Origin of the sequence: Brochothrix campestris (assembly GCF_046058945.1) — a bacterium.
GTDB lineage: Bacteria > Bacillota > Bacilli > Lactobacillales > Listeriaceae > Brochothrix > Brochothrix campestris.
Genome location: NZ_CP175511.1, coordinates 787,608 through 813,193, shown reverse-complemented (window position 1 = coordinate 813,193; position 25,586 = coordinate 787,608). Strand labels below are relative to the sequence as shown.

Annotated in this window: 23 protein-coding genes; 2 read left to right on the top strand and 21 right to left on the bottom strand. The window is 42.4% G+C overall.

The features are described from left to right. Window positions 1–5: 5 nt before the first annotated feature. From lpdA to ACJYYY_RS04090, 4 genes are all read right to left on the bottom strand, one after another. Window positions 6–1,439: a dihydrolipoyl dehydrogenase gene (gene lpdA / locus ACJYYY_RS04105; protein ID WP_408869144.1), complete on the bottom strand. Its 1,434-nt coding sequence runs from the start codon at window positions 1,437–1,439 to the stop codon at window positions 6–8. Continuing rightward, window positions 1,429–2,514, bottom strand: coding sequence for a butyrate kinase (gene buk / locus ACJYYY_RS04100; protein ID WP_035313292.1), 1,086 nt, complete (start codon window positions 2,512–2,514; stop codon window positions 1,429–1,431). Before buk ends, lpdA begins: the two co-directional genes overlap by 11 nt. Continuing rightward, window positions 2,507–3,361, bottom strand: coding sequence for a phosphate acyltransferase (locus tag ACJYYY_RS04095; RefSeq protein WP_408869143.1), 855 nt, complete (start codon window positions 3,359–3,361; stop codon window positions 2,507–2,509). The genes buk and ACJYYY_RS04095 overlap by 8 nt, the downstream gene beginning before the upstream one ends. A gap of 68 nt (window positions 3,362–3,429) precedes the next feature. Continuing rightward, window positions 3,430–4,527, bottom strand: a complete 1,098-nt coding sequence (locus ACJYYY_RS04090; RefSeq protein WP_035313294.1) for a Glu/Leu/Phe/Val dehydrogenase dimerization domain-containing protein — start codon at window positions 4,525–4,527, stop codon at window positions 3,430–3,432. Window positions 4,528–4,916: 389 nt separating this feature from the next. On the opposite strand from ACJYYY_RS04090, the gene ACJYYY_RS04085 reads away from it, so the two are divergent. Beyond that, a complete protein-coding gene (locus ACJYYY_RS04085; protein WP_408869142.1) occupies window positions 4,917–6,206 on the top strand; it encodes an N-acetylmuramoyl-L-alanine amidase in 1,290 nt (429 codons plus the stop codon). Window positions 6,207–6,272: 66 nt separating this feature from the next. On the opposite strand, the gene ACJYYY_RS04080 is transcribed toward ACJYYY_RS04085, so the two are convergent. The 15 genes from ACJYYY_RS04080 to ACJYYY_RS04010 all read right to left on the bottom strand — a co-directional run bounded on the left by ACJYYY_RS04080 (window position 6,273) and on the right by ACJYYY_RS04010 (window position 22,400). Continuing rightward, a complete protein-coding gene (locus tag ACJYYY_RS04080; RefSeq protein WP_408869141.1) occupies window positions 6,273–6,434 on the bottom strand; it encodes a hypothetical protein in 162 nt (53 codons plus the stop codon). Window positions 6,435–6,456: 22 nt separating this feature from the next. Further along, window positions 6,457–6,903 carry a D-aminoacyl-tRNA deacylase gene (gene dtd / locus ACJYYY_RS04075; protein WP_035313295.1) on the bottom strand — a complete coding sequence of 149 codons (447 nt, stop codon included), beginning with the start codon at window positions 6,901–6,903 and terminating at the stop codon, window positions 6,457–6,459. A gap of 14 nt (window positions 6,904–6,917) precedes the next feature. Then, window positions 6,918–9,146, bottom strand: coding sequence for a RelA/SpoT family protein (locus ACJYYY_RS04070; protein ID WP_408869140.1), 2,229 nt, complete (start codon window positions 9,144–9,146; stop codon window positions 6,918–6,920). A 259-nt stretch (window positions 9,147–9,405) separates the two neighbouring features. Beyond that, window positions 9,406–9,927, bottom strand: coding sequence for an adenine phosphoribosyltransferase (locus ACJYYY_RS04065; protein ID WP_035313297.1), 522 nt, complete (start codon window positions 9,925–9,927; stop codon window positions 9,406–9,408). Between the two features lie 18 nt (window positions 9,928–9,945). After that, on the bottom strand, window positions 9,946–12,300 hold the full coding sequence (gene recJ / locus ACJYYY_RS04060) for a single-stranded-DNA-specific exonuclease RecJ (RefSeq protein WP_035313299.1): 2,355 nt from the start codon (window positions 12,298–12,300) through the stop codon (window positions 9,946–9,948). Window positions 12,301–12,405: 105 nt separating this feature from the next. Continuing rightward, a complete protein-coding gene (locus ACJYYY_RS04055; RefSeq protein ID WP_408869139.1) occupies window positions 12,406–12,714 on the bottom strand; it encodes a lipopolysaccharide assembly LapA domain-containing protein in 309 nt (102 codons plus the stop codon). Window positions 12,715–12,736: 22 nt separating this feature from the next. Further along, a complete protein-coding gene (gene secD, locus ACJYYY_RS04050; protein ID WP_035313416.1) occupies window positions 12,737–15,004 on the bottom strand; it encodes a protein translocase subunit SecD in 2,268 nt (755 codons plus the stop codon). 326 nt (window positions 15,005–15,330) lie between these two features. Then, window positions 15,331–15,621, bottom strand: coding sequence for a preprotein translocase subunit YajC (gene yajC, locus ACJYYY_RS04045; RefSeq protein WP_035313301.1), 291 nt, complete (start codon window positions 15,619–15,621; stop codon window positions 15,331–15,333). A gap of 73 nt (window positions 15,622–15,694) precedes the next feature. After that, complete coding sequence (gene tgt, locus ACJYYY_RS04040) at window positions 15,695–16,837, bottom strand: tRNA guanosine(34) transglycosylase Tgt (protein ID WP_035313302.1); 1,143 nt, start codon at window positions 16,835–16,837, stop codon at window positions 15,695–15,697. 22 nt (window positions 16,838–16,859) lie between these two features. After that, window positions 16,860–17,891: a tRNA preQ1(34) S-adenosylmethionine ribosyltransferase-isomerase QueA gene (queA, locus tag ACJYYY_RS04035; RefSeq protein ID WP_408869233.1), complete on the bottom strand. Its 1,032-nt coding sequence runs from the start codon at window positions 17,889–17,891 to the stop codon at window positions 16,860–16,862. 20 nt (window positions 17,892–17,911) lie between these two features. Continuing rightward, window positions 17,912–18,910 carry a Holliday junction branch migration DNA helicase RuvB gene (ruvB, locus tag ACJYYY_RS04030; protein ID WP_035313304.1) on the bottom strand — a complete coding sequence of 333 codons (999 nt, stop codon included), beginning with the start codon at window positions 18,908–18,910 and terminating at the stop codon, window positions 17,912–17,914. A gap of 76 nt (window positions 18,911–18,986) precedes the next feature. Further along, on the bottom strand, window positions 18,987–19,577 hold the full coding sequence (gene ruvA / locus ACJYYY_RS04025; protein WP_035313305.1) for a Holliday junction branch migration protein RuvA: 591 nt from the start codon (window positions 19,575–19,577) through the stop codon (window positions 18,987–18,989). A gap of 380 nt (window positions 19,578–19,957) precedes the next feature. Further along, window positions 19,958–20,644 carry an ABC transporter ATP-binding protein gene (locus ACJYYY_RS04020; RefSeq protein WP_408869138.1) on the bottom strand — a complete coding sequence of 229 codons (687 nt, stop codon included), beginning with the start codon at window positions 20,642–20,644 and terminating at the stop codon, window positions 19,958–19,960. Then, window positions 20,644–21,762 (bottom strand): ABC transporter permease, encoded by a 1,119-nt coding sequence (locus tag ACJYYY_RS04015; protein ID WP_035313306.1) that lies wholly within the window; start codon window positions 21,760–21,762, stop codon window positions 20,644–20,646. The genes ACJYYY_RS04020 and ACJYYY_RS04015 overlap by 1 nt, the downstream gene beginning before the upstream one ends. A 77-nt stretch (window positions 21,763–21,839) precedes the next feature. Beyond that, complete coding sequence (locus ACJYYY_RS04010) at window positions 21,840–22,400, bottom strand: TetR/AcrR family transcriptional regulator (RefSeq protein WP_051456809.1); 561 nt, start codon at window positions 22,398–22,400, stop codon at window positions 21,840–21,842. Between the two features lie 214 nt (window positions 22,401–22,614). Here ACJYYY_RS04010 and ACJYYY_RS04005 point away from each other — a divergent pair, with 214 nt between their 5' ends. Continuing rightward, window positions 22,615–24,438 (top strand): carbon starvation protein A, encoded by a 1,824-nt coding sequence (locus ACJYYY_RS04005; protein ID WP_408869137.1) that lies wholly within the window; start codon window positions 22,615–22,617, stop codon window positions 24,436–24,438. 60 nt (window positions 24,439–24,498) lie between these two features. On the opposite strand, the gene ACJYYY_RS04000 is transcribed toward ACJYYY_RS04005, so the two are convergent. Further along, window positions 24,499–25,167 carry an LrgB family protein gene (locus tag ACJYYY_RS04000; protein WP_035313308.1) on the bottom strand — a complete coding sequence of 223 codons (669 nt, stop codon included), beginning with the start codon at window positions 25,165–25,167 and terminating at the stop codon, window positions 24,499–24,501. Beyond that, window positions 25,164–25,577 carry a CidA/LrgA family protein gene (locus tag ACJYYY_RS03995; protein WP_051456810.1) on the bottom strand — a complete coding sequence of 138 codons (414 nt, stop codon included), beginning with the start codon at window positions 25,575–25,577 and terminating at the stop codon, window positions 25,164–25,166. The genes ACJYYY_RS04000 and ACJYYY_RS03995 overlap by 4 nt, the downstream gene beginning before the upstream one ends. Window positions 25,578–25,586: the final 9 nt, after the last annotated feature.

Genomic DNA, 25,586 nt, shown 5'->3' with positions numbered 1-25,586 from the left:
CTCCTTTAGGCATGGATGGCATTGCCATCGACAGCGAGCGCTGCTTCAGCCAATGCTTCAGATAAGGTTGGGTGTGGATGAATCGTCGTGCCAATTTCCCAGGCAGTTGCATCGAGCACCTGTGCTAAACCTGCTTCACTAATTAAATCGGTCGCATGTGGTCCTATCATCGCTACGCCCAACAAATCGTTTGTTGCTTGATCCGCGATGACTTTAACAAAACCGTCGGCCTCACCATAGACGAGCGCCTTACCGTTGCCCTTGAAGTCAAATTTACCGACCTTCACCTCATAGCCACGTACTTTTGCCTCAGCTTCGCTAATACCGACACTGGCAATCTCAGGAGCGGTATAAATACAACGTGGCACCTGTTCATAATTTATCGCAGTCGCTTGTCCATCAACAATATAATTCACCGCTTGTAAGCCTTCATGCATTGCCACATGGGCTAGCTGTAGCGTATTGATACAGTCACCAATTGCAAAAATATGCGGTTCTGCCGTTTGATAATGGTCATTTACGTCAATGTAATCGCGGGTCGTTTTAATTTTAGTGTTTTGCAACCCAATCGTTGTCGTATTCGGTTTTCGACCGACTGCAACCATCATCTTGGCCGCTGTGTAGGTCACGTCTTTGCCTTTAACCGTGGCTGTAATACTGACCCCGTCAGCGGTAGTCTCTAACGTTTCTGCCAGAACGGCCGCCTTGGTCACGCATTTGATGCCCCGTTTCTTGAAAGTTCGGGTTAAAGCTTTGGCAATATCAGCATCTTCAGTCGGAACTAGATGATCCGCGTATTCTAGCACTGTCACCTGTACTCCGAAATCGGCCAACATCGAGGCCCATTCAACCCCAATCACGCCACCACCAACAATCAAAATCGACTCGGGTAAGGACTCGAGTTGCAACATACCATCAGAACTGAGTACCTGTTGTTCGTCACAGGTTAAACCCGGCAATGATGCGGGTGATGAACCGGTTGCAATAATGAGTTGCTTCGGTACAATCATCTCTGGCTCCTTGTCTGAATCATAGACGACTGAAATTGTCCCAGCCGTCGGCGAAAAAATCGACGGCCCTAAAATCGCACCTGTGCCAGTAAAAAGATCAATCTTACCTTTTTTGATTAAATAGACAATCCCGGCCTCAAGTTGGTCAATCACCGCTTGCTTGCGTGTTTGCACTTGTTTAAAATCGATCGCTGCTGCTGCTAAACCAACAGCATTAACCCCAAACTGTGCGGCTTGTTGCACGGTTGCCAATACTTCTGCTGAGCGCAATAATGCCTTTGTTGGAATACAGCCGCGGTGCAAACACGTGCCACCGAGTTTAGCTTGCTCGACTAACGCAACAGTTTGTCCCTTTTTAGCCGCTTCAAGCGCTGCGACATAACCGCCTGTTCCACCACCTAACACAACCACATCATATTCATTCGCCATCTAACCTGCCTCCTTCGTATGTTTTAGCTTGCTCATCACCATTTAACACGCGCTGAGCTCCTTCATTCAATGCTTCGAGTTCATCCTCACCTGGTTCGATGTAAATCGGTGCTAGCCACTGGCATTTTTTAGAAATCATCGCCGTAAAGAGGGCACTGTTTGCTAATCCCCCCGTTAGGATCACACCATCGACCTCACCATCAAGTACAACCGCGCAGGCACCAATTTCTTTGCTTACTTGATAGGCCATTGCTTCAAAGACGACGTTAGCGGCCATTTCTCCGGCAATTACTCGTTGTTCAACGACCCGTAGATCATTCGTGCCTAAATACGACACCACACCGCCTTGACCGACCAGTTGACGGTAAAAGGCGGCAGACGACAGTTCATCCGCCAAGGCAACAGTTTGCATCATCGGTAAACCACCTGAACGTTCAGGACTGAAGGGCCCATCACCATCAAGGGCATTATTAACATCAATCACTCGGCCATTACGATGGGCACCGACTGAGATACCACCACCTAAGTGGGCAATCACCCAGTTTTTTTGTTCGTAAGCGACACCGATTCGTTTGGCAACTTTTCGTCCCGCTGCCTTATGGTTGAGCGCATGAAAAATACTCTTACGTTCGATGCGCGCATGACCTGATATTCGGGCAATTGGTTGCAGTTCATCGACGACGACCGGATCAACGATGAAAGCAGGAATACTATGCAATTCGCTAATACGGTGAGCCATTAACGCACCTAAGTTTGAGGCATGTTCACCGTATGTTGCGGTTCGTAAATCCGCGAGCATTTGCTCGTTAATCGTATACGTACCGCTCGCCATTGGAGCCAATAAGCCCCCACGACCGACGACAGCATCCAAATCTGACAGTACGAGGTTTTCTTCCGCTAATTTTGTTTTAATAAAGTTCGTACGGTAGTCGTACTGCGCAATAATTGACGGAAACGTTTTCAACTCAGTGGTCGGGTGACTGCCTGTATGTTGAAACAGACAGGTTACTCCACGATAGACCGCCATTTTAGTTGAGGTTGAACCCGGATTGATTGTTAGAATCACGTTACTCATCAGTCAATCCCTCCTTCATTTGCTTACAATTCAGCAATGCTAATTGCAACGAAGCTTCTTTGCTAGCCATTGAATCGCTCCGTGAGGTTAAAATAATTGGCACCTTTGCCCCCATAATCGCACCACTTATAACGGAAGGAATAAACCGCGTAATTGTTTTATACATTAAATTGCCACTCTCAATATTGGGCACAATTAACACGTCGGCATCGCCTTGAATCATCCCCGTGTATTTCTTTTGTGCTGCGGATGATGGATCAGTGGCAATATCCATCGACAACGGGCCTTCAACAATCGCTGCACAAGCACTCGCTTTAAAATAATCAGCGACAGCCTTTGCATCGACTGACGACTGCATCTTTGTACTCACTTCTTCGACGGCACTGAGTACGGCTACCCGCGGCTCCTTAATGCCAATAGTTTGAGCCACTGCAATCGCATTGGCCGTAATCGCAATCTTCGTCTTAACATCTGGCATAATATTTAAACCTGGATCGCTTAGCACCCACCGGTGGCTGCCATCCTTGAACGTTATCACGGACACCTGCGATAACACACCTTCAGTACGGAGCTGATTTTCTTTTTGTAAAACGGCCCGTAGCAACGTGCTTGTGTGTATGGCTCCTTTCATGATAATTTGCGCTTTTTGCGTCTGTACGGCGTTAATTGCACCTGTGACTGCTAACGCATCGGTGGCACACGCCACATAATCATATGCGGCAGAGGCTTCTAACTGTTGCTTCGTGCCAAATACGATAAACTGACACAGCCCTTTCGCTTGCATCGGTATCACAAATTCATCAATTAACCGTTGATCGCCACCAGCAATCGCTACTGTTATCGGCATTGTCATCATCCTTTATCTGTTTTGTTTGATCTAAGTTCACGCCCCTGTTACCTTTAATGATGACGTGCTTAAGACTTACGACTAATTGACGAGTGTTCCGTTTGCAAAAAGTTGCTCCGCATCGCCTTAACTTGTGCAATCCGTTGCTCTGCTAATTCATCCGCTGCTATCGCGGGTATAATGTTTTTTGTTTTGGCAATCTCAAACACTTTACCAATTTGATTGTAAATTTCTTTTACCTGCTTTATTGCACGTGCTTCATTATAGCCACTCAATTCATCCGCAACGTTAATCACACCACCTGAGTTAACAATGTAGTCAGGCGCATACAAAATACCACGTGCTTCCAACATTTGACCATGTTTTTCGAGATCCATCAACTGATTGTTAGCACTACCACAAATTGCTTTAACACGCAGGCGTTGAATCGTATCATCATTTAAAATCGCCCCAAGGGCACAGGGTGCAAAAATATCAGCATCCACGTCATAAATCTCATCGATGCCAACTGCTGTAGCATTTAAATTTGTGACAGCACGTGCAACAGCCACCTCATTAATATCAGTCACGATCAGTTTTGCTCCTTCGGCATGCAGTAATTCACATAAGGTATAAGACACATTACCGACACCTTGCACACTGACTTTTTTATCAGCCAACGAGTCGCTACCAAATACTTCTTTGGCGGTTCGTTTCATCGCATAGTATATTCCCAAAGCCGTTTTAGGACTCGGATTACCTGAGGATCCAGCCCCCGCGGTACTGCCTGTCACATAATTCGTTTCATTGTAGATGAAGTTCATGTCATCTTCCGTTGTGCCGACATCTTCAGCAATAATATAACGGCCATTGAGACTTTCAACATAGCGACCTAAGGCTCTGAACAGTGTTTCACTTTTATCGGTACGTGGATCACCGATAATGACGGTTTTTCCACCACCAATATTTAGACCGGCAGCAGCATTTTTATAGGTCATGCCGCGCGATAAACGCAAGACGTCATGCAACGCTTCTTCTTCAGTCGCATAGGGCCACATCCGACAGCCTCCTAACGCAGGTCCAAGTGTCGTATCATGAATCGCGATAATCGCTTTTAAACCTGACGCTTTATCGTGGCAAAACACCACTTGTTCATACCCATCTTGTACCATCGTCTCAAATAACATATTAATTCCTCCTCAAGGTTCATCGCTCCAGTGTCGTTTCATCTAAGGGAGAGTGGCCGGAACGTGATGTGCTGTCGACACTTTTTTGACATATTCGCTTCCCTCACCACTCATTATACAAACAATGTATGCGCTTTCATAGTGAAAGGCGTGCGTTTTGCTTTCGTTTTGAAATGTTCTAAAATTCACTCTTTTCTGACTATTCTGTCTCTCACGTTTTTTTCATATCTTTCCTATTATCTGTTTTTACGATTATCACTAAAAAAAATCATTAAAATCAAAGGACTATTACTATTGATAGACACTAAACTATGCTAAAATTAAAGCATTACTATGCAATTATTCTTTTTTTAAACAGTTTACATTAATCACAGAATGGAAGTGTCTCAATGACCGTAACTAAACGTCCGAGCAAAAAAAAATTAATGTTCATTTCACTCTTATCCATCCTATTAATAGCAAGTGCGATTGTTTCAACCTACGCTTTAACACAAGCGAATTCTGTCAAAGTAACGGCAGAAGTATTAAACGTCCGCAATGGTCCTGGACTTTCGTATGATATTATTTCACAATCACGTAAAAATGATCGCCTTAAGGTGATTGCAGAAGAAAATAAATGGTATAAAGTGACTTTGACGAGTGGCGAGATTGGGTGGGTGGCCAGTTGGCTCGTTGAAAATGTTGATGTATCGGCCGCAAGTAACTCCAACGGTAAAGTAGTCGCGACTTTAGCAAATGTCCGAGCAAATGCCGACATTAACGCGACTGTACTCGATACGGTCAACAAAAATAAAACAGTCACGGTTGTTAGCTCACAAAACGGCTGGACACAGGTGACCTACGATAAAATAACCGGTTGGATTAAATCAGATTTCATTAAGGTTGAAGGGGCTTCAACCGATGACACAACCGCCTTACAAAAACTAACCATCCGTGAAGCCAATACGAATATTCGCGATGAGGCCTCAATCAGTGGCAATTTACTCGAAACGGCGCAACCAGGGACAACTTATGACATCATCGATTCAAAAGACAGTTGGTATGAGGTCAAAACAACCGCTGGTACAACTGGCTATGTTGCTAACTGGGTCGTTACTGTCGGTGAAAACGAGCAGGCAGCTACACCAACTGTTACCTCATTATCTGAGGCAACAATTGTGTTAGACCCCGGACATGGTGGTAACGATACCGGTGCCATTGGCAATAATGGCACGTATGAAAAAACAATTGCTTTAAAAACAGCCGCTGCCATCAAGGCTCAAATCGAAACGACCGGTGCTAAAGTCATCATGACTCGAACCGACGATAGCTATATTGGATTGGCAACGCGAGCCAACAGCACAAACAAACATGGGGCTGATGCCTTTCTCAGCATCCACTTTGACTCAACTGAAGAACCAAACACTGCTTCTGGTACTTCAACTTACTATTACAACGATAACGATCAAGACTTTGCCACAACGCTGAATACGCAATTAGAAACGAGCATGCCATTAGAAAACCATGGTATTAAATATGGTGACTTTCAAGTACTGCGTGAAAATACCGCACCAGCGTTGCTGTTAGAACTTGGTTACATTAACAATGGCTACGATGAAACAACCATTGACACTGATGATTACCGTCAAAAAGTCGCACAGGCAGTTACAAATGGCTTAATTAATTATTACGCCAACTAAAAAAGCTAATTCTTATCGAGAATTCGATAAGAATTAGCTTTTTTTATGGTATCGTGTTAACGCATGCTACGTTTTTTTCTTGGAGTGACGGTAATACGTTTCAATCGCAAAATAGCACACGACTATCATGATAAACACCAACGTCGCTTTTTTCCCAGGATACAGCATCATGAGTGTGAGACCGAAAGCAGTAATTATGAGTTTATAGACAAGTAAAAAAAGGTTCATTTGCTTCTCCTCTCATCACGTACTATGGTTTTTTAGAATCAATCGTAATTGTCACAGGACCATCATTCGTCAATGACACTTGCATATCCGCTCCAAATTGACCAGTTGCTACCGTTATTCCGGCAGTTCGCAATGCGAGATTGAACGCTTCATATAAAGCGTTTGCCTTTTCAGGCGCTGCCGCAGCGGTAAAGCTCGGCCGTCGCCCCTTTTTCGTGTTTGCAAAGAGCGTGAATTGAGAGATGGATAATACTTGGCCACCCACATCTAACAGTGAGCGATTCATCTTCCCATCCTCGTCTTCAAAAATGCGTAGGTGAATCATTTTATTAATCGTGTAGGCAATGTCTGCCGTTGTGTCATCCTCACCAAATCCGACCAACACAACGAAGCCATAATCAATCGCACCCACTTCTGTGTTAGCAATCGTAACCGATGCCTGTAAGCTGCGTTGAATGATAATTTTCATTGCAATCTAACTCCTTATTTCGTGACACGTTTAACCGTGTACACATCGTAAATTTGTTTCAGTTTATCAATAATGCGTTGCATTTCATCCTTGTTACGAATCATGATATTCACAACAAGCGCTGCCATCTCTTTCTTGTCAAGCCGAGCATTAACGCCTTTAATCGTTGTTTGCATGCTGTTCAAGGTTTGAATGACATCGTTGAGTAGTCCATCACGATTAAAGGCATAAATCTCGATGGTGACCTCATATTTAGACTGAACCCGTGTTTCAGCCCCAATCCACGACACATCGATTAAGCGATCTTCTTCGCCCTCTAGTTGTGCCACATTCGGACAATCGGTACGATGGATTGAAATACCATGACCTTTTGTAATAAAGCCGACGATTTCATCACCTGGGACCGGATTACAACAGTGAGCTAAGCGTAATAGTAAGTTACCCATCCCACCTGCCACTTGAATACCGAGGTCATTTTTAGCATTGTTTTCGTGTGATTCAATCGGTGCTACTGCACCAGCTCTTGTTTTCCCTTCAACGATAAGGTTATCTGCCTGTTGCTTCAAGGCACGTTCGCGACGGACTTTTTCAGTCAAACGATTCATTACTTGCAATGCAGTGACGCTATTGTAGCCGATAGCAGCATAGAGATCATCATCGTCACGGAAATTAAAGCGATCGATGATGACTGCAAGTGCATCCGTTGTTAAAAACTCTTTCGGATCAAAATCATGCGCCAGTAATTCTTGTTCGAGGGCTACTCGCCCTTTATCAACCGTCTCTTCTTTAACAAGTCGTTTGAAATATTGACGTATTTTATTTTTAGCCTGTGATGATTTCACTAATTTAAGCCAGTCACGACTCGGTGCGGTCGCCGTTTTAGATGTTAAGATATCAACAATGTCACCCGTTTTCAATTTATAGTCTAACGTAACAATCTTACCGTTTATTTTAGCACCAACTGTGCGGTTACCGACCTCGGTATGTACACGATACGCAAAATCGAGTGGGACAGATCCTTTTGGTAATTCAATCACATCACCTTTTGGCGAGAACACATAGACCATGTCTGCGAACAAATCAGTTTTTAATGACGACATAAACTCTTGGGCATTGCTTTCTTCATCTTGAAATTCCATAATTTCACGGAACCATGACATTTTCCGGTCAAGACTGGTGCTAACATTAGCTGAATTGCCCTCTTTGTAGGCCCAGTGAGCAGCCACGCCAAATTCAGCAATTTGATGCATTTCTTCTGTTCGAATTTGAACTTCGAGTGGCTCGCCACCCGGTCCTATTACGGTCGTATGCAACGATTGATACATGTTTGCCTTTGGCATCGCAATGTAGTCCTTAAAACGACCTGGCATCGGTTTAAAGCGTGTATGAATAATACCGAGGACAGCATAACAGTCTTTAATGCTTTCGACGACAACACGAATCGCTAACAAGTCATAAATTTCATTGAACTGCTTATGTTGACTCGTCATTTTATGATAGATAGAAAAGATATGTTTCGGACGTCCTGAAATATCTGCTTTAATATTCAGTTCACCCAAGTTTTCTTGGATGTCTTCCACTAAATCTTCAAGGTAAGCTTCACGCTCACCACGTTTTTGCTTCATCAAATGCACTATGCGATAATATTGTTGCGGATTTATATATCTTAATGCTGTATCTTCTAACTCCCATTTAATCATCGAAATACCTAAACGATGCGCAAGTGGTGCAAAAATATCAAGTGTTTCTTGGGCAATTCGTTTTTGTTTTTCGGGTGGTAAATGTTTCAACGTCCGCATGTTATGCACGCGGTCGGCTAATTTGATTAAGATAACACGAATGTCTTGGGCCATTGCTAAAAACATTTTACGATGGTTTTCAGCCTGTTGTTCTTCATGTGATTTGAATTTTATTTTCCCTAATTTAGTGACTCCATCAACGAGCATCGCCACTTCGGGATTGAATTTATGAGCAATATCCGTTAAAGTGACGTCAGTATCTTCGACGACGTCATGCAAAAAGCCAGCAGCAATTGTATTAGGATCCATATCGAGATCAACTAAAATGCCTGCTACTTGAATAGGATGAATGATATAAGGTTCACCTGATTTACGAAATTGATGTGCGTGCGAATCGCGCGCGAATTCATACGCCTCTGTGATAAATTGAAGATGTTGCTCATTTAAATAGCGCGATGCTTTCGTGATGACCTCTTCAATCGATAAATTTTGCTCTTTTACCATAATGCCATCCCCTTTCAATGGATATGCATAAAGCTGCACCTAACAGCCACGATAATCGACCTTAGGTACAGCTTAATCTTATTACCAATTATAGCAGATTGATCGTACGATAAAAAGAAAATTATATTTTTGGAAGGTCGGTCTCTTTTTTTCGAAAAACCGACCATTTAAATGCCATCAATCGCCTCTGTGTAACTTCCTAAAAAAAACAGTTCGCAGCATCGATTGCTTGTCGAGTGCTCCGAACTGGTTGTTTCGTTTAGTATTCTAATAACACTTTCGTGTCGATGTCGCCTAATTTGGCACGGCCGTTCAACTCAACTAACTCAAGTAAGAAGGCTGCGCCCACTACTTCGCCACCGAGGGCATGCACAAGTTTGATGGTAGCTTCAATAGTTCCACCAGTTGCTAATAAGTCATCGACGATTAAAACACGTTGCCCTGGTTTAATGGCATCTTTATGAATTGTCAATGAATCTTGACCGTATTCAAGGTCGTAAGTCACTTCAATTACTTCACGTGGTAACTTACCGGGTTTACGCACTGGTGCAAAGCCAACACCCATGGCATACGCCATCGGACAGCCGATAATAAAACCACGCGCCTCTGGTCCAACAATGACATCAACTTGTTTATCTTTCGCATAATCAACTAACTGATCAGTTGCAAATTTGTACGCTTCACCGTTACCCATTAATGGTGTGATGTCCCGAAAAATGATACCTGGTTTTGGGTAGTTCTCAATCGATGCAATGTAATCTTTCAAATCTTCTGTTTTCATAATCATTATCCCCTTTAATTAACTTTCACTCCAAAACACATTGTAAAGAGCGGTGTAGTTTGAATAAATAAAACGTTGTTGTAGCGCTTCAATTGCTTCGCGTTTTTTGTATGACGCTGATTCTGCTAATTGATGTTTCGGTGCTTGTTCGTTTATCGTCAAACAATCCTTTTCTATTTTAACAAATTCCAGCTCAAAAAACACCGTTGTCATGAAAAAGAGCTTATTTTTCGAGATGTTTAATTTTTGACAAATCGCTTGATGTTGACGCTTCACATCAACCGGTTGGAATTGCGCAATAAATTTAAAAAAGTCACCGAATTCCTCACGACTTGGCAGTACCACCAACCCTTGTGGATTAGGGTTTTCAAGTCGGGCATAAATATTTTGTGGTTGTGTCACAGCCAGTAAGGCCTCGAGTTGTTCGGCATCGGTGGGTAGATCGACAATCACAAGACTGTTGATGCGCTCACTCGGTAATTCATCCACCGCTAAATTAAGCACGTTGACTTTATCAGCCCATTCGCTCACAAAGGCGGGATGATTAAAAACAACAAAGGCATCTGGTTGATTAAAAGGCGTAACGGTTTTACAAAATTTGCTCCACTCGGCCTCACCACGTAAATCAAACAATTGGTTATTGGTGACTGCAATATCTTTAATTTGCAGCTGCACCATTTGTTGATTACGCCATTCATTCAGTGACAGTTCGCCAACAACATCAATATCGTCACTCATGTTCAAAGTATTTTTGAGAGCACCAATATTAAAACCAATCGCTTCAATCGTCGCCTCATCATCTTTAAAAGTTGCCTTAAGATGGGCGTTATCAGCACCAATTTGACGAATGCTCGCAAGTCGAACGTTGGTAAATTTCACTAGCGGTTTTGGGTTATCGGTTCCGAATGGTTCTAAGCGCTTGACCTCGTCAAGTAGCGCAAGACTTGCCTCGGGTATCGTTAAGTTTAAATCAATCATGAGCGGCAGTTTGGTACTCGTTTCTGCTAATAGTGGTGCTGCATAAGTATTAACAGCTGTTCGCAAAGCAGCCACATTATCGATTGGCAATGTCAGACCGGCTGCACCAGCATGTCCGCCAAAGCGGGTTAATAGCGTCGTACTATCGTTTAAGGCATCATAAAGATTCAAACCAGGAATGCTACGACCTGAGCCTTTGGCCCACTGTTTTTCTTCATTCAATGACAAGACAATCACCGGACGTTGATAGGCTTCAACGAGACGAGAAGCCACAATTCCTAATACACCTTCATGCCAGTCTTTGCCAGCAACAATTAAGACTTTATCTGCTAAAAACGGTTGGACTTGTTCGTCTGCAGCCAACACCAGTTCATTTACAATTGCTTTTCGTTCATTGTTGATCGCAACGAGGTCGCTAGCCAATTGCTTCGCTTCATTCACATCGCGTGTAATTAATAACGCCAATGCTTTCTCAGCAGACCCAAGGCGACCGGCCGCATTTAAATGGGGGGCAATCTTAAACCCAACCATATCGGATGTAACCGTTGATGTATCTAAGTTTAGTTGCCGGTAAAGGGCCTGTAAACCCGGGCGTTCAGTTACTGCTAGTCGCTCTAGCCCTGCTTTAACAAGAAAACGGTTTTCATCGGTTAACGATACCATATCACCAATTGTTCCAAGCGCAAATAAATCGAGTAATTCAACTGGGATTTCACCAAGTAAGGCGTGTGCAACTTTAAAGGCAACACCAACACCAGCTAGCTCTTTGAATGGGTAATTAAAGGCTGGATGTTTCGGATGAACAATCGCATCAGCATCCGGTAATTGTGCTCCGACTTCATGGTGATCTGTACAAATAACTTGCAAACCAATTTCACGTGCATAAGCCATTTCTTCGATGCCAGCAATACCGTTATCAACCGTAATTAAAAGGTCATAGCCATCTTCTTTAATTTTTTTGAAAGCGGCTTTATTAGGACCATACCCTTCAACAAAGCGATTGGGAATAAAACAACTCGGTTCTGCCCCAATGATTTGCAATGCTTCATATAAGACCGCAGTACTTGTTACACCATCCGCATCATAGTCGCCATAAATCATAATTTTTTTATCTTCAGCTAAAGCTTCTTCGATGATTTCAAGCGTTTTCTCCATATCCGACAGTAAAAAAGGATCATGCACAACTGTTTCGGTCGGCTGTAAAAACTGTTCGATAGCTGCTTCTGAACGCAGATTCCGTTCCCATAACAGCGCTGTGATTGGCGTTGATAATTGTGTTGCCTTTGCCAATGCTAATACGTCGGCTTGATTGTTTGTTAGTTCTTGCCAGTCATAGTTAGATGCAAGCACGTCTCTCACTCCTTCTAAATAAAGTTCCACTTCATATCTTACCATAAATCGACCTTTTTAACTGGTGCCACTTGTTTTTTTGTATAAAAAAAACTGGCAGACACTCGTCTGCCAGTTCAACTTAACAAATATCACGGAGCGTCTCTACCACTACTTTTTATCCGCTTGTTTAAGCTTGTTTATTTCTGTACGTGTTGTTGCTTGTGCTAAGCGTTCTTTTTTTTCCGCTTTTTCTGCCTGTTTACGCGTGTTTTTTTCTTTGATTGCGCGCATAAACGAAACACAGATAACGAGGAGCGCACCGAGTAAGGCTGAGCCAATAATCACTAAAATCAATGGCCATTGCACCGTTGTAAAGATGAAGTTCACTTCGACTTTATCGACATTGATAATCGCTAAAATGGCAATTATCAAAACCAATAAAATACTAATAAGTGTTAACCATTGTGCTTTTTTCATTTATCCCCATCCCTTTCTCTCGTTAAACGACAAGTTTATCCTTCTTCGTTTTGTATTTTTTCTCTTTAACCGTTTTAATTTCGCCGTGTTTATTTAATTCGCGAACTTTAAAACTATACCACATTTGCATAACCATAAACATTGAGGTGAAAATGCTTGAAATCAACCCGATCATTAAGGCTAGTGAGAATTCCCAAATTGAGTGACTACCAAAGAGCATTAAGGCAATCACGGTAATTAAAACCGTTGATACGGTTGTAATTGAACGGGTCAATGTTTGGCGTAACCCTTGGTTAACAGCGATTGCCAAATCTTCTTTGTTTTTGTAAACCCGTAGTTTTTGACCGATTTCACGCACACGGTCAGCTGTTACAATTGTATCATTAATTGAATAACCAATAACCGTTAAGACCGCGGCAATGAAGGTTAAATCAACCTTAATTTTGAAGAGACTAAAGACGACGAAAATCACAAAGCCATCGAATAATAACGATACAACAGCTGAAACAGCCATCTTCAATTCAAAACGGAAACCAATGTAGACAATAATTAACAATGAGGCAATGATTAATGCGAAGAAACCATTTTTTGCAAGTTCTTGTCCCACCGTCGGTGTCACTGTATTAATACTTGCTTCATGGCCGTATTCAGCTTTGAAGTGATTGTTGAATTTTTTGATTTCAGCTTGACTAAAGGCACCTTTATAACTGACAACTGCGCTTTTTTGATCCTTACCGGTCAAAACAATATCGCTTGATGGCATCCCGATTGCATCGAGTTCTTTTGATACCTTAGCTGCTGTTAAAGTAGAATCAGCTGTCAATTCAGCACGTGTACCACTTGAAAAATCGATACCTAAGTTCATCTTCAATGTTGCCAAACAAATAATACCGAGAATTGTAATCGCAGCAAAGATTGATAAGAACACTTTGCGGTGTTTCAAGAAATCGATATGGTCAAAGTTAGTCGCAAGCTTAAATGATTCGAAGCCTTCTGATAACTGATGGATACTTTTACGTTTAACCCCAAACAAACCTGGACGTTGATCTAACGAACCACTGTTGACAAGTAAGCCCAGCATAATCCGTGAGCCATAAACAGCTGTCACGAAACTTACGAGAATACTGATGATTAAAATAAGCGCGAAACCACGAATTGAGCTCGTACCGAATACAAATAAGACGGCAGCAACAATAATCGTTGTTAAGTTTGCATCTAAAATTGTACGGAATGACTCTTTTGAACCTTCGATAAAGGCTTTTTTAATCGTGCGTCCGACACGAATTTCTTCTTTAATCCGCTCATACGTAATAATGTTGGCATCGACGGCCATACCAATACCGAGAATCAAACCGGCAATCCCTGGCAAAGTCATCGTTGCACCAACCAGACTAACAATTAATAATACAATGTATGTGTATACGGCTAGCGTTACTGAGGCAATCAGACCTGGTAAACGATAGAAAATCGCCATGAACACGAAGATAACGAGCAGGCCTATTAAGCCAGCAAACATTGTATCTTCGAGTGCTGATTGACCAAAGGCAGCCCCTACTGAGGTAGAATACACTTCAGTTAATTTCACTGGTAATGCCCCTGCATTAAGTAACTCAGCAAGGTTAGTTGCTTCTGCGACTGTGAAACTACCTGAAATTTCTACTTGATTCGTATTGAGTACTTGGCTGACATTTGGTGCTGATAAAAAGGCAGGATTTGCTTTAGCAGATTCATCTAAGAATTTTTGTTTATCCTTATGATCAAGCCAAATAACAAGTTGATTATTTGGTGCTTGGTCTAAAATGTTTTTTGTTACCTTAGCAAATTTAGCACTGTCTTTCAATTTCAAAGTAACGACTGGTTGATTTTGTTGATCGTATGATTGCTTCGCAGCACCTTGTACGAGATCGCTACCATCCATCATGAGCTTATCATTGGCGTCACGGAATGATAATTGCGCGGTTGTTGATAACATATCACGCGCTTCATCTTGGTTTTTAATACCCGCTAATTGGACACGGATACGGTTACCCGATTCGATTGTAATGCTTGGTTCTGCCACACCTAACGCGTTAATACGTTTATCTAAGGCGACAACAGTTGATTTTAATGTTTCAGTTGTAATTTTATCGGATTTTCCGTCTTGGGGTTTAACCTCATATAAGACTTCAAACCCACCTTGCAAATCGAGTCCTAAATTAATATTATTTAATACTGGTTTAATAGTGAACGAGATGACAGCAGCGAATACGGCTATCAAAATAAAAAAACTAACTAATTTACCCTTTTTCATTGTGTTAAACACGACCTTTCTTCTGCCATTTTGTTTGAAGTAATTATTATTAGCTTTTTGAGCTACAAAAATAATCCTCTAGACTGTGAAAATAGTTATCATACGAACATACTAGTTATATGTACTACGTCTGCAGCTTTGCGAATGTTGCGTCTTAAAGTTATTAAACCCTACTTTAACAGTCCTTTAAGGTCACATCATTCTGCGTCAACACATTTCGTTAGCACTTCACAATTCTAGATAATTATACCAGTTTTAGTACTTTTTTTCATTAAAATAAAAAAACCTTTTATGTCCGAAAACATAGCAGGTTTTGGTGTGTTTATTTAGTTGTTATCGTCTGATTCAAACGTTTCAACTGGTGCTTCAGCGACTTCAAGTACTGTACGCACAGCTTGACGGTCAAATGTTAACAATGAACCGTGACAGTCCAAAGTAATTTGTTTTTCGTCAATTGACTCAACAACGCCATGTAAGCCACCGATAGTTGCAATTGTGTCGCCTTTTTTAAGCGCACTTTGCATCGATTGAACTTTCTTTTGACGCTTTTGTTGCGGACGGATTAACATAAAATAGAAAAGCGCAATCATTACGACAATTAGTAACATAGAACTCATGTGTGATAAAACCCCTTTCGTTATTCAATACTTTAAGTATATCAGAAAAAACTGTTAATAGACTACTAATAACTTAAAAATTACGTGGATTTGGCTTATTATAGCCATATTGTTCAAAGAATTCTTCTCTAAATGCCAGTAAACGGTCTTCCATAATCGCTTCACGGACATTTTCCATTAATTTAATGAGGAAGTGAAGGTTATGATAACTTGTTAAACGAATGCCGAATGATTCCTTCGCTTTAACTAAGTGACGAATATAAGCACGCGAATAGTTTTTGCAGACGTGGCAATCACAGTTCGGATCAAGTGGACCAAAGTCTTTTTCATAGATTTTATTTTTAATCACGACTCGACCTTGGCTCGTCATCGTTGTACCGTTACGAGCAATCCGTGTTGGCAATACGCAGTCAAACATATCAATTCCACGGATAACGCCATCAATCAAGGCATCTGGTGAACCGACACCCATTAAATAGCGCGGTTTGTCGGCGGGTAAAAATGGTGTTGTTGCTTCAAGCGCTTCATTCATTAAGTGTTTTTCTTCGCCGACACTTAAGCCCCCAATTGAATAACCAGGAAAATCAAGTGATGCCAATTCCTTCGCATGTTGTTGGCGTAAATCAGCATAAACCCCACCTTGCACAATACCGAAGAGCGACTGTTTATCCATTGTTGTGTGTGCTTTTAAGCCACGCTCTGCCCAACGCGTCGTCCGTGCCATCGATTGAATCATGTATTCACGACTGGCAGGATACGGTGGACATTCGTCAAACGACATCATTATGTCTGATCCGAGTGCTTCTTGAATTTCAATCGCTTTTTCGGGCGATAAGAATAATTTCGACCCGTCTAAATGCGACCGAAAATGAACGCCTTCTTCTTTAATGTCACGAATTTTACTTAAACTGAACACTTGGAAACCACCTGAATCGGTAAGAATCGGTTGATCCCAGTTCATGAATTTATGGAGCCCACCCGCTTCACGGATTAACTCATGACCAGGACGTAACCAAAGGTGATATGTGTTGCTTAAGATGATACCGGCATTCATTTCTTTTAAATCTTCTGGTGCCATCGTTTTAACTGTTGCTAACGTTCCGACTGGCATAAACATCGGTGTCGGAAACGAACCGTGTGGTGTGTGAATAATACCGGCACGGGCACCGGTTGCCTTATCCGTTTTAATGAGTTCATAGGTTACTGCTGGTTTCATAATTTCCCTCTTTCATTTGTTATTATTTTTGTAAAAACATTGCATCACCAAAACTGAAGAAACGATACTTTTCTTCGACTGCATGGTTATAGGCATTAATAATATGTTCACGGCTTGAGAACGCAGACACAAGCATCACGAGCGTTGATTTAGGTAAATGGAAGTTGGTAATTAACGCATCACAGGCCTTAAATTCAAACCCTGGCGAGATGAAAATATCCGTCCAACCATCGTCTGCCTTAATCTCACCATCAAATTTTTGCGTAATCGATTCAAGTGTTCGCATACTTGTAGTACCGACAGCGATGATTTTTTTACCATTAGCTTTAACTTCGTTTAAGGTTGCAGCCACGTCTTCAGTCATACGATAAAATTCAGAATGCATCTTATGGTTGGTCGTATCCTCCACACTAATTGGACGGAAGGTACCGAGTCCAACATGCAAGGTAATAAAGACGACGTGTACCCCTTTAGCACGGATAGCATCCAATAATTCAGTTGTGAAATGAAGGCCTGCTGTTGGTGCTGCAGCAGAACCATTTTCTTCTGCGTAAACTGTTTGGTAGCGTTCTTGATCCGCTAACTGCTCTTTAATGTATGGTGGTAATGGCATTTCACCGAGGGCTTCTAGCACTTCATAAAAAATCCCCTCGTAGCTGAATTTCAGTTTACGGCCACCGTGTTCAAGTTCTTCAGTGCAGACCGCGGTTAGTTGGCCTTCACCAAATGACATTTTGGTACCGACGCGGACACGTTTGGCTGGCTTCACTAACGTTTCCCATTCATCGTCTAAGAGTTGTTTAAGGAGTAACACTTCAACATGACCACCTGATTCGGTTTTAATCCCATGTAAGCGTGCAGGTAGCACCCGCGTGTTATTTAATACGAGGGCATCCCCTGCTTCAAAGTAATCCAATACATCCGGAAAATGACCATCACGATAAGCACCGGTTGCCCGGTTCACCATTAATAAGCGACTTGCTGTCCGGTCAAGTAAGGGGGTTTGCGCAATTAGTTCTTCTGGTAATTCATAATTAAAATCTTCAACTTTCACGTTTTTCACTCTTTCTCTCTTTAATTGTGTGGTTCTTTGCCTAAATGTTGATAGGCTTTGGCTGTTGCAACACGACCTCGTGGCGTTCGTTGTAAAAAGCCATGTTGTAATAAATACGGTTCGTACATATCTTCAATCGTGAGTCGTTCTTCACCAATACTCGCTGCTAAGGTATCCAAGCCGACGGGGCCTCCATTGAACATATCGATAATGGCACAAAGAATCTTTTCATCAACCTGATCAAGCCCCTTATCATCCACAAGCAGTAACTCCAACGCATATTGCGCGATGGCCACACTGATAGTGCCATCACTGCGTACTTGGGCCACATCTCGCACACGTTTCACTAAGCGGTTGGCAATCCGTGGTGTGCCGCGCGAGCGACGTGCCATCTCATGGGCAGCGTTCCCCTGAATGGGGGTCTCTAAAATAATCGCTGTTCGCTCAACAATCGCTTCTAACTCGCTAATTGTATAATATTCCAAGTGGTTAATGACACCAAAACGATCGCGCAATGGTGCGGTCATGTGACCGGCACGGGTCGTTGCCCCAATCAAGGTAAACGGTGGCAGCTCCATCCGAATGGAGCGCGCTTCAGGACCTTGTCCAATCATAATATCTAAGACGAAATCTTCCATCGCTGGGTATAAGATTTCTTCGATGACACGGCTCAAGCGGTGGATTTCATCAATAAAGAGCACATCCCCAGGCTCTAGCGCTGTTAAAATCGCAGCTAAATCCCCTGGTTTTTCAATCGCAGGTCCACTTGTCGTATGCAATTTCGCGCCCATTTCGTTGGCAATGACAACCGCTAAGGTCGTTTTCCCAAGCCCAGGTGGTCCATATAGTAACACATGATCCAACGCTTCATTACGGAGTCGGGCCGCTTCAATGAAAATTTGTAAATTTTGTTTCACTTTTTCTTGGCCGATATACTGGGCTAAGCGCTGTGGTCGTAAGCTTAACTCAATTGAACCATCAGCGCTGTTTTCTTCTGATGACACAAGACGCTCATCCATTGGCGTCACCCCTTTCAAGTCAATCTCTGACACTCGTTAATTCGTTAATTCGTTAATTCGTTAATTCGTTAATTCGTTAATTCGTTAATAATTTTAAGCCCGCACGAATGTATTCATCCGTCGAACTTAAATCAACTTTTTCTAATTTAGTTTCGGCTTTTTTAATTTCACGTGCACTGTAACCTAGCGCTTCTAAGGCCAGCAAGGCTTCGGCTAAGGCACTGTGTGTTTCGACAACAATCGTTGTTTGTTGCATCGATGGCACTAAATCATTGATTTTCCCTTTTAAATCTAAAATAATTTGGCGAGCGGTTTTTTTGCCAATCCCCGGGAACTTCACTAAATAGCCCTCGTTTTCACCTTCAATTGCTGTAACAAGCAGATTCAAATCACCACGGGCAATGATCGCCATCGCGCCCTTTGGTCCAATCCCTGTAACACTGAGTAGTTTTTGAAATAGAAAGCGTTCTTCGCGACTCTCAAAACCAAACAAGGTAATAGCATCTTCGCGAACATGATGATGGATAAAGATTTTTTCCACCTGACCTTCGCGCGTTGTAAACGTAAAGGGATTCGGTACATGAACCAAATAGCCAATCCCTTGCACATCAACAGTAATGTATAACGGACATATATAGGTAATCTGTCCTTTTAAATATTCAAACACATGAGCCACTCCTTTAGTCGAGGTGAAGTTTGGACGTCAAACTGACGTTACTTCATTTCTTTTCATCTCTACTATAATAGCATATATACGGTCTTAAAATCATCTAAACGGTCAATGTCTCGCTGAATTGCACAGAAAAAAGCAACGGTTATGAAACCGTTGCTTCAGATTGTAGACAAAGTCGAATTAAACTGCTTTTTCTGTGAAAAGTGGTCAAGCGACTTTGTCTACAAGATGATCAGGCTGAATAGAAACGCTGTTATATCCTCTCGTTCTAGTAGGCACGACGAGCGAGTGACGGTGCGCGTATTGATGGTACGTAATCCCAAGCGAGCAAGTCGTAACGATTTAGAACAGCGTTTATCTTCAGTCTCAAGCAGCTAACGTGCTGTCTGCTCTGTTAGTTCGCCATCTTCCATATGGAACACGCGGTCACAATAAGCAAGCATTCGTTCATCATGAGTGACCATAATCGCGGCCTTTTGACGTTTTTTTGTTTCATTCACTAGTAGTTGCACCACTTCATGTGCTTTTTTCGTATCTAAGCTCGCCGTGGGCTCATCGGCTAATATAACGCTCGGATCATTCATTAAGGCACGGCCAATTGCAACCCGTTGTTTTTGTCCTCCTGATAAATCTGATGGGAAATTTTTCAGTTTATCCGCTAAACCAAGCTCGGTTAATAATTCCTGTGCTTGTTGCTTATCTGCCGCGGTGACCTTCCCTTGCAATTGCTTCACTAACAACAATTGTTCTAACACATTTAAGTATGGTACTAAGTTTGAAGATTGTAAGATAAAACCAATTTCTTGTAAGCGTAAGCGTGACAGTTCTTGTTCATTGAAGCGTGAAATGTCTGTTTCATTGATTTTAATTTGTCCCGTTGTTGGTTGTAATAACGCACCTGCAATCGACAAAAACGTACTTTTACCTGAGCCTGAAGGCCCGACGATAGCAATCAGCTCACCGCTATTAACAGTTAAAGAGACCTTGTTTAAGGCAATGATTTTTTCACCATTGTCATCAACAAATTCTTTTGTAATATTTTTTAAAAATAAGTTACTCATTATTCCACTCTCCCTAATGCAATTAATGGATCGATTTTTAAGATTTTGCGCACTGAGAAAACCGAACTTAAAACGCTGATAATAAATAGTAACACGGCATACAGCACGATCATTTTAATATCTAAGGCAAAGGGCATTCCAGCTGGAAATACGAGTGCCGTTAAATATGTTAAGGCAATACCTGCCACAATACTAATTAACGAAATAATGCTTACTTGTGAAATAATCATCCGGCTAATAAAACGGTTGTTGGCACCGATTGCTTTCATCACGCCAAATTGATTCACTTTTTGCATCGTAATGACAAAGAAAAACACACCAATAACGAAGGCCGATATGACAATCAAGAAGGCTAACATCATCAAAATGGTACCGTTTTCTTCGGCATAACCAGGCATCGCTTGTACTGCTTGAGCACGAGTCACAACTTCTGTGTCCTTAACCTTTTTTTCAACTGCTTCAGCTGAAAAAGCAGACGTCGTATCAACGACAATCGCATTGGCCGCTGCTTTCACTCCATCATCACTACCTGGTGTTGTAAAGCGATAGTCGCGCCATTCGGTAATATTATAAATTATCGTTGGCAAATGATTGAACGTTTCACCTTTGACAAAACCAACGATTTTGTAATCACGTTTAAAACCGCTCAATTGAATCGTATCACCGAGCTTGTATCCAGCTTCTTTAATCGAAGCGTCAACAATAATGTCCCTTTTATTTGCGGTTAAGGCTTTTCCTTCAACGACCTCAGGTTCGATGAACGATCCTGGGATAATTCCCATTAACGTAATATCGGTTTTTTTATCATCTTTTTGTGATTCATTAATGACTGAGGCAATTGACGTACCTAAGGGTGTCGCACGTTTAACACCTGGCTGTTTTTCAATTTCTGCCACTTTAGTCGCCGTTATTAATGATTTAGAAAATTTATGTTCCGCCTCTGCTTGATAAACGAGATGTGAAGCTGGTAAGTTTTTAATCGTGGCCGCGTTCAAGGTCGATAGGCCATTACCTAGGCCACTTAAGATAAATACCAACCACGTAATCAGTAAGATGATTAGACCAATCATGACAAACCGCATCTTATTTCTGCTTATTTCTTTCCATGCTAACTTCATTTTTTTCCTCCTAAATAAATAAGTTACGATAAAGTTACTATACCGTAACTTTATCGTAACCTATTTTTAGAAAGATGTCACGTTCTTTTACTCGTACCATATAAAACAAGTTGGGTGAGCATCGTGAGCCACTCTTCTTTTGAAGCGCTTTTCAAATCGACCGTTTCGATAATGCCCATTATAAATTGCGTAATCAGCTCCGTACTCAAGCCAGTATCAAATACCCCTATGTGCTTGCCCTTCGTAATAATGGCATCGACGGTCGCTGAAAAACGCCGGTGTTGTTGTTTTAGCTGATCGAGATTGTCACCGATAGAAGTTGCTTGCTCGTATTCAATGCGATATAACGATGACATCATTCGATGTAGTTCACTAAAAGAAATTAATACCGTTAAGAGGTTTTCAAACAGTCGCTCGAACGAAGCGCTCATGTCAGTCGGTAACTGCTCGCTTATTTGAAGCATTTCACTCACCATCAACGCAGTAATCATCTCATCTTTATTGGTGAAGTGTTTATAAAGGGCAGGTCGTGTGACACCTAATCGTTTGCCTAGTTCGGCAAAGGTTAAACCATCGTAGCCACTTTCTAACAACACCATTTTGCTCTCACGGTAGATATCAGCTGTCGTTATTTTCATCAAACCCCCCCTTTTTTCATTCTTATTTATTTTACCATAGGCGGTTGCGAGAATGTAGTGCCATAGCCGTTAACAGTATCTTGCTGTTTGCCGGTCTTTATTGCTTTCCTCCGAAAGCTCTTTACGTTAAACTATGGGTAACTCCTCGGTGGCTGGCGATACCCTACATATAGTTTAACAGCCACTATATGTAATTTAATTGAGGAGTGATGCAATGAACGCGATTACAATCATGATTGGTTCAATTTGTCTTTTAGCTTTAGCTTACCGCTTTTATAGTTTATTTTTTGCCAAGAAGGTGCTTCGTTTACGAAACGATACGCCAACACCAGCTGAACAACTCGATGATGGACAAGATTATGTGCCCACCAATAAGTGGGTTACCTTCGGTCATCACTTTGCCGCTATTGCTGCCGCCGGCCCATTGGTTGGCCCCGTCTTGGCCGCACAGTTTGGCTATTTACCCGGCTTAATCTGGCTCTTGATTGGGGCCGTCTTAGGCGGCGCCGTCCACGATGCCGTCGTGCTGTATGCCTCAATGCGTCATCAAGGGCAGTCACTGAGCGAGGTCGCTAAAAAAGAAATGGGTCCGATTGCTGGCTTTTGTGCTGGGTTAGCGATGCTCTTTATTATTACGATTACGATGGCTGGTCTTTCGATGGTCGTACTTAATGCGTTAACACATAATCCGTGGGGAACATTTACGATTGCGATGACGATTCCGATTGCAATGGCCGTCGGGCTCTACTACCGCTTCACCGGACAATTAAAACTGGCAAGCACTGTCGGTTTCAGTTGTATCTTAGTAGCAGTCGGCCTAGGCCCTTGGATTGAAACGACCGTCTTAGGCACATGGCTCAGTTTAGATTATCAAACGCTCGCCCTCATCTTACCTGTGTATGCTTTTTTTGCAGCGGCGCTCCCCGTTTGGCTCTTGCTGACACCGCGTGACTATTTAAGTAGTTTTATGAAAATCGGCGTTTTTTTGGCCTTGATCATCGGTGTCTTTGTCATTAATCCCGCCATCCGCATGCCCGCTTTAACCGAATTCACAAGCGGAGGTGGACCGGTAATTGCTGGACCGGTTTGGCCTTTTATTAGTATTACAATCGCCTGTGGTGCGATTTCTGGCTTCCATGCCTTTGTCGGCTCGGGCACAACACCGAAAATGATTAACAAGTGGCGGGATATTCGCATGGTCGCCAGTGGTGCGATGCTTGTCGAATGTTTAGTCGCAATCATGGCCTTGCTTGCTGCCACTGCGCTTCATCCAGCTGATTATTTCGCCATCAATGCTACGCCTGAAGTCTTTCGTACGTTAGGGATGTCGGTCGTTGACTTACCACATCTCAGCCAAGAAATCGGGATGGATTTAGAAGGACGAACCGGTGGTGCGGTGACACTCGCAGTTGGGATGACCTCTATTTTCACTCGTTTGTCCTTCTTTGACACGATGGCTCCTTATTTTTATCAATTCGTCATCTTATTTGAAGCCGTCTTTATTTTAACCGCAATCGATGCAGGAACACGTGTTGCCCGTTACCTCATCCAAGATTTCTTTGGTGAGCTTTACAAACCGCTTAAACAGGTCAATTGGCTTCCCGGTACTATCTTCGCCAGTGTTCTTGCCTGTTTTGCTTGGGGCTATCTGCTCTATTCGGGCGATATTAGCTCGATTTGGGTCTTGTTTGGGGTCTCGAATCAGTTAATGGCCGTTATCGGCCTCATTATCGGTGCAACGGTCATTTTAAAAATGGCGAGCAACAAACATTATTGGCTCACCTGTTTGATACCGTTAGCCTATTTATATGTGACGGTCAACACCGCCAGTTTTTGGATGATGAAACAGGTTTACTTCAATCCCGCTAATGCCGGTTTTAGTATCGTCAATGGGATACTTTCGCTGATCATGCTCGTACTAGCCGTTATTATTTTAGTGACTGCCATTAGACAATGGCGTCACTTGTGGCAGCAACGACGGACACCGCTAGGCATAGAAGGAGAAGCGTTGGCAACCGCTAAAAACACCCTCCTCTAGACAGCTAAAAAAGACGCTAAAGTCGTGTAAACACATCACTTTAGCGTCTTTTTCGGTCTTTTATGCAATCAAAGGAATAACCACACTGGCAACAATTGCGGTTCCTGCCATTGTAATCAAGGCAATTGCACCTTCTTCTTTATTGAGTAACATTGAACGTGAAGCCCCCATAATATGAGCAACAGCAGCCATCGCTACCCCACGAGCGATGCGATGATGAATGCCCATCGCGTTCAGGATGCGGTCGCCAAACGCGGCCCCTAAGCAACCAGATAAGACGACCCCAATTGCTACGAGCGATGGCGATGCTGCAATATCATCGGCTATTATTAAGGCCACGGGTAAGGTGACATTTTTGCTCCAAAGTGCGGTTACAACCGTTGCTGATAAGGGCAATACGTGTGAAAACAGCAGTGTCATTCCTAACGACACCGTTACGCCGATAATAATACCGAGAATGACAAACGGCAGATAACGATAAATAATACTGCGAACAGCGTACATTGGCACAGCAAAGGCCACGATTGCTGGCCCCATCATAAAACTAAAAAAGGCGCGCGCCCCTGCATAGGCATCATAGCTCAAATCAAGACTGACTAAAAAAACAATCATCAGTGCTGAAGCTGTAAATATCGGCAATGTGAAGAACGAGGGAAAACGCCGATTAATGACATAGCCAATGCAAAAAAAGACAATTGTCATCACAACGAGTCCGAGATTTAAAATCATTTTCCCACCTCATTTCGCGACCGTTTTTGCCATAAAACGATGAGGTGTTGAATTGCCCAACCAGTCACAAAGAAAATCACAAAGGCTGAGATGACAATGTCGAGCACAATAAATACCCCTGCATGTAGAAAGAGTGAGCCGTATGCCATGACTCCTGTCATCGATGGAATGAAAAAGAGTGGCATAATCAACAATAAGAAGCTGGCACCGAGATTAACCCAACTGACTGGAATGATTTTCAAACTTAAGCACGTAAATAATAGCACAAGCCCAATCAGACTGCCAGGAACGATGAGGTGGAACAATTGTTGCAGTTGTACTCCCACTAAATAAAAACTAATCAAAAAGCAGATTTGAACGATGACTGTAGCAAGCCAACGTGCAAACTGCTTTATTTTTAACAGACGCATTTTTCTCAC

Bases quoted from the DNA above. Each gene is read 5' to 3' on its own strand.
- lpdA (WP_408869144.1), bottom strand. From the start codon at position 1,439: ATGGCGAATGAATATGATGTGGTTGTGTTAGGTGGTGGAACAGGCGGT.
- buk (WP_035313292.1), bottom strand. From the start codon at position 2,514: ATGAGTAACGTGATTCTAACAATCAATCCGGGTTCAACCTCAACTAAA.
- ACJYYY_RS04095 (WP_408869143.1), bottom strand. From the start codon at position 3,361: ATGCCGATAACAGTAGCGATTGCTGGTGGCGATCAACGGTTAATTGAT.
- ACJYYY_RS04090 (WP_035313294.1), bottom strand. From the start codon at position 4,527: ATGTTATTTGAGACGATGGTACAAGATGGGTATGAACAAGTGGTGTTT.
- ACJYYY_RS04085 (WP_408869142.1), top strand. From the start codon at position 4,917: ATGACCGTAACTAAACGTCCGAGCAAAAAAAAATTAATGTTCATTTCA.
- ACJYYY_RS04080 (WP_408869141.1), bottom strand. From the start codon at position 6,434: ATGAACCTTTTTTTACTTGTCTATAAACTCATAATTACTGCTTTCGGT.
- dtd (WP_035313295.1), bottom strand. From the start codon at position 6,903: ATGAAAATTATCATTCAACGCAGCTTACAGGCATCGGTTACGATTGCT.
- ACJYYY_RS04070 (WP_408869140.1), bottom strand. From the start codon at position 9,146: ATGGTAAAAGAGCAAAATTTATCGATTGAAGAGGTCATCACGAAAGCA.
- ACJYYY_RS04065 (WP_035313297.1), bottom strand. From the start codon at position 9,927: ATGAAAACAGAAGATTTGAAAGATTACATTGCATCGATTGAGAACTAC.
- recJ (WP_035313299.1), bottom strand. From the start codon at position 12,300: ATGGTAAGATATGAAGTGGAACTTTATTTAGAAGGAGTGAGAGACGTG.
- ACJYYY_RS04055 (WP_408869139.1), bottom strand. From the start codon at position 12,714: ATGAAAAAAGCACAATGGTTAACACTTATTAGTATTTTATTGGTTTTG.
- secD (WP_035313416.1), bottom strand. From the start codon at position 15,004: ATGAAAAAGGGTAAATTAGTTAGTTTTTTTATTTTGATAGCCGTATTC.
- yajC (WP_035313301.1), bottom strand. From the start codon at position 15,621: ATGAGTTCTATGTTACTAATTGTCGTAATGATTGCGCTTTTCTATTTT.
- tgt (WP_035313302.1), bottom strand. From the start codon at position 16,837: ATGAAACCAGCAGTAACCTATGAACTCATTAAAACGGATAAGGCAACC.
- ruvB (WP_035313304.1), bottom strand. From the start codon at position 18,910: ATGGATGAGCGTCTTGTGTCATCAGAAGAAAACAGCGCTGATGGTTCA.
- ACJYYY_RS04020 (WP_408869138.1), bottom strand. From the start codon at position 20,644: ATGAGTAACTTATTTTTAAAAAATATTACAAAAGAATTTGTTGATGAC.
- ACJYYY_RS04015 (WP_035313306.1), bottom strand. From the start codon at position 21,762: ATGAAGTTAGCATGGAAAGAAATAAGCAGAAATAAGATGCGGTTTGTC.
- ACJYYY_RS04010 (WP_051456809.1), bottom strand. From the start codon at position 22,400: ATGAAAATAACGACAGCTGATATCTACCGTGAGAGCAAAATGGTGTTG.
- ACJYYY_RS04005 (WP_408869137.1), top strand. From the start codon at position 22,615: ATGAACGCGATTACAATCATGATTGGTTCAATTTGTCTTTTAGCTTTA.
- ACJYYY_RS04000 (WP_035313308.1), bottom strand. From the start codon at position 25,167: ATGATTTTAAATCTCGGACTCGTTGTGATGACAATTGTCTTTTTTTGC.
- ACJYYY_RS03995 (WP_051456810.1), bottom strand. From the start codon at position 25,577: ATGCGTCTGTTAAAAATAAAGCAGTTTGCACGTTGGCTTGCTACAGTC.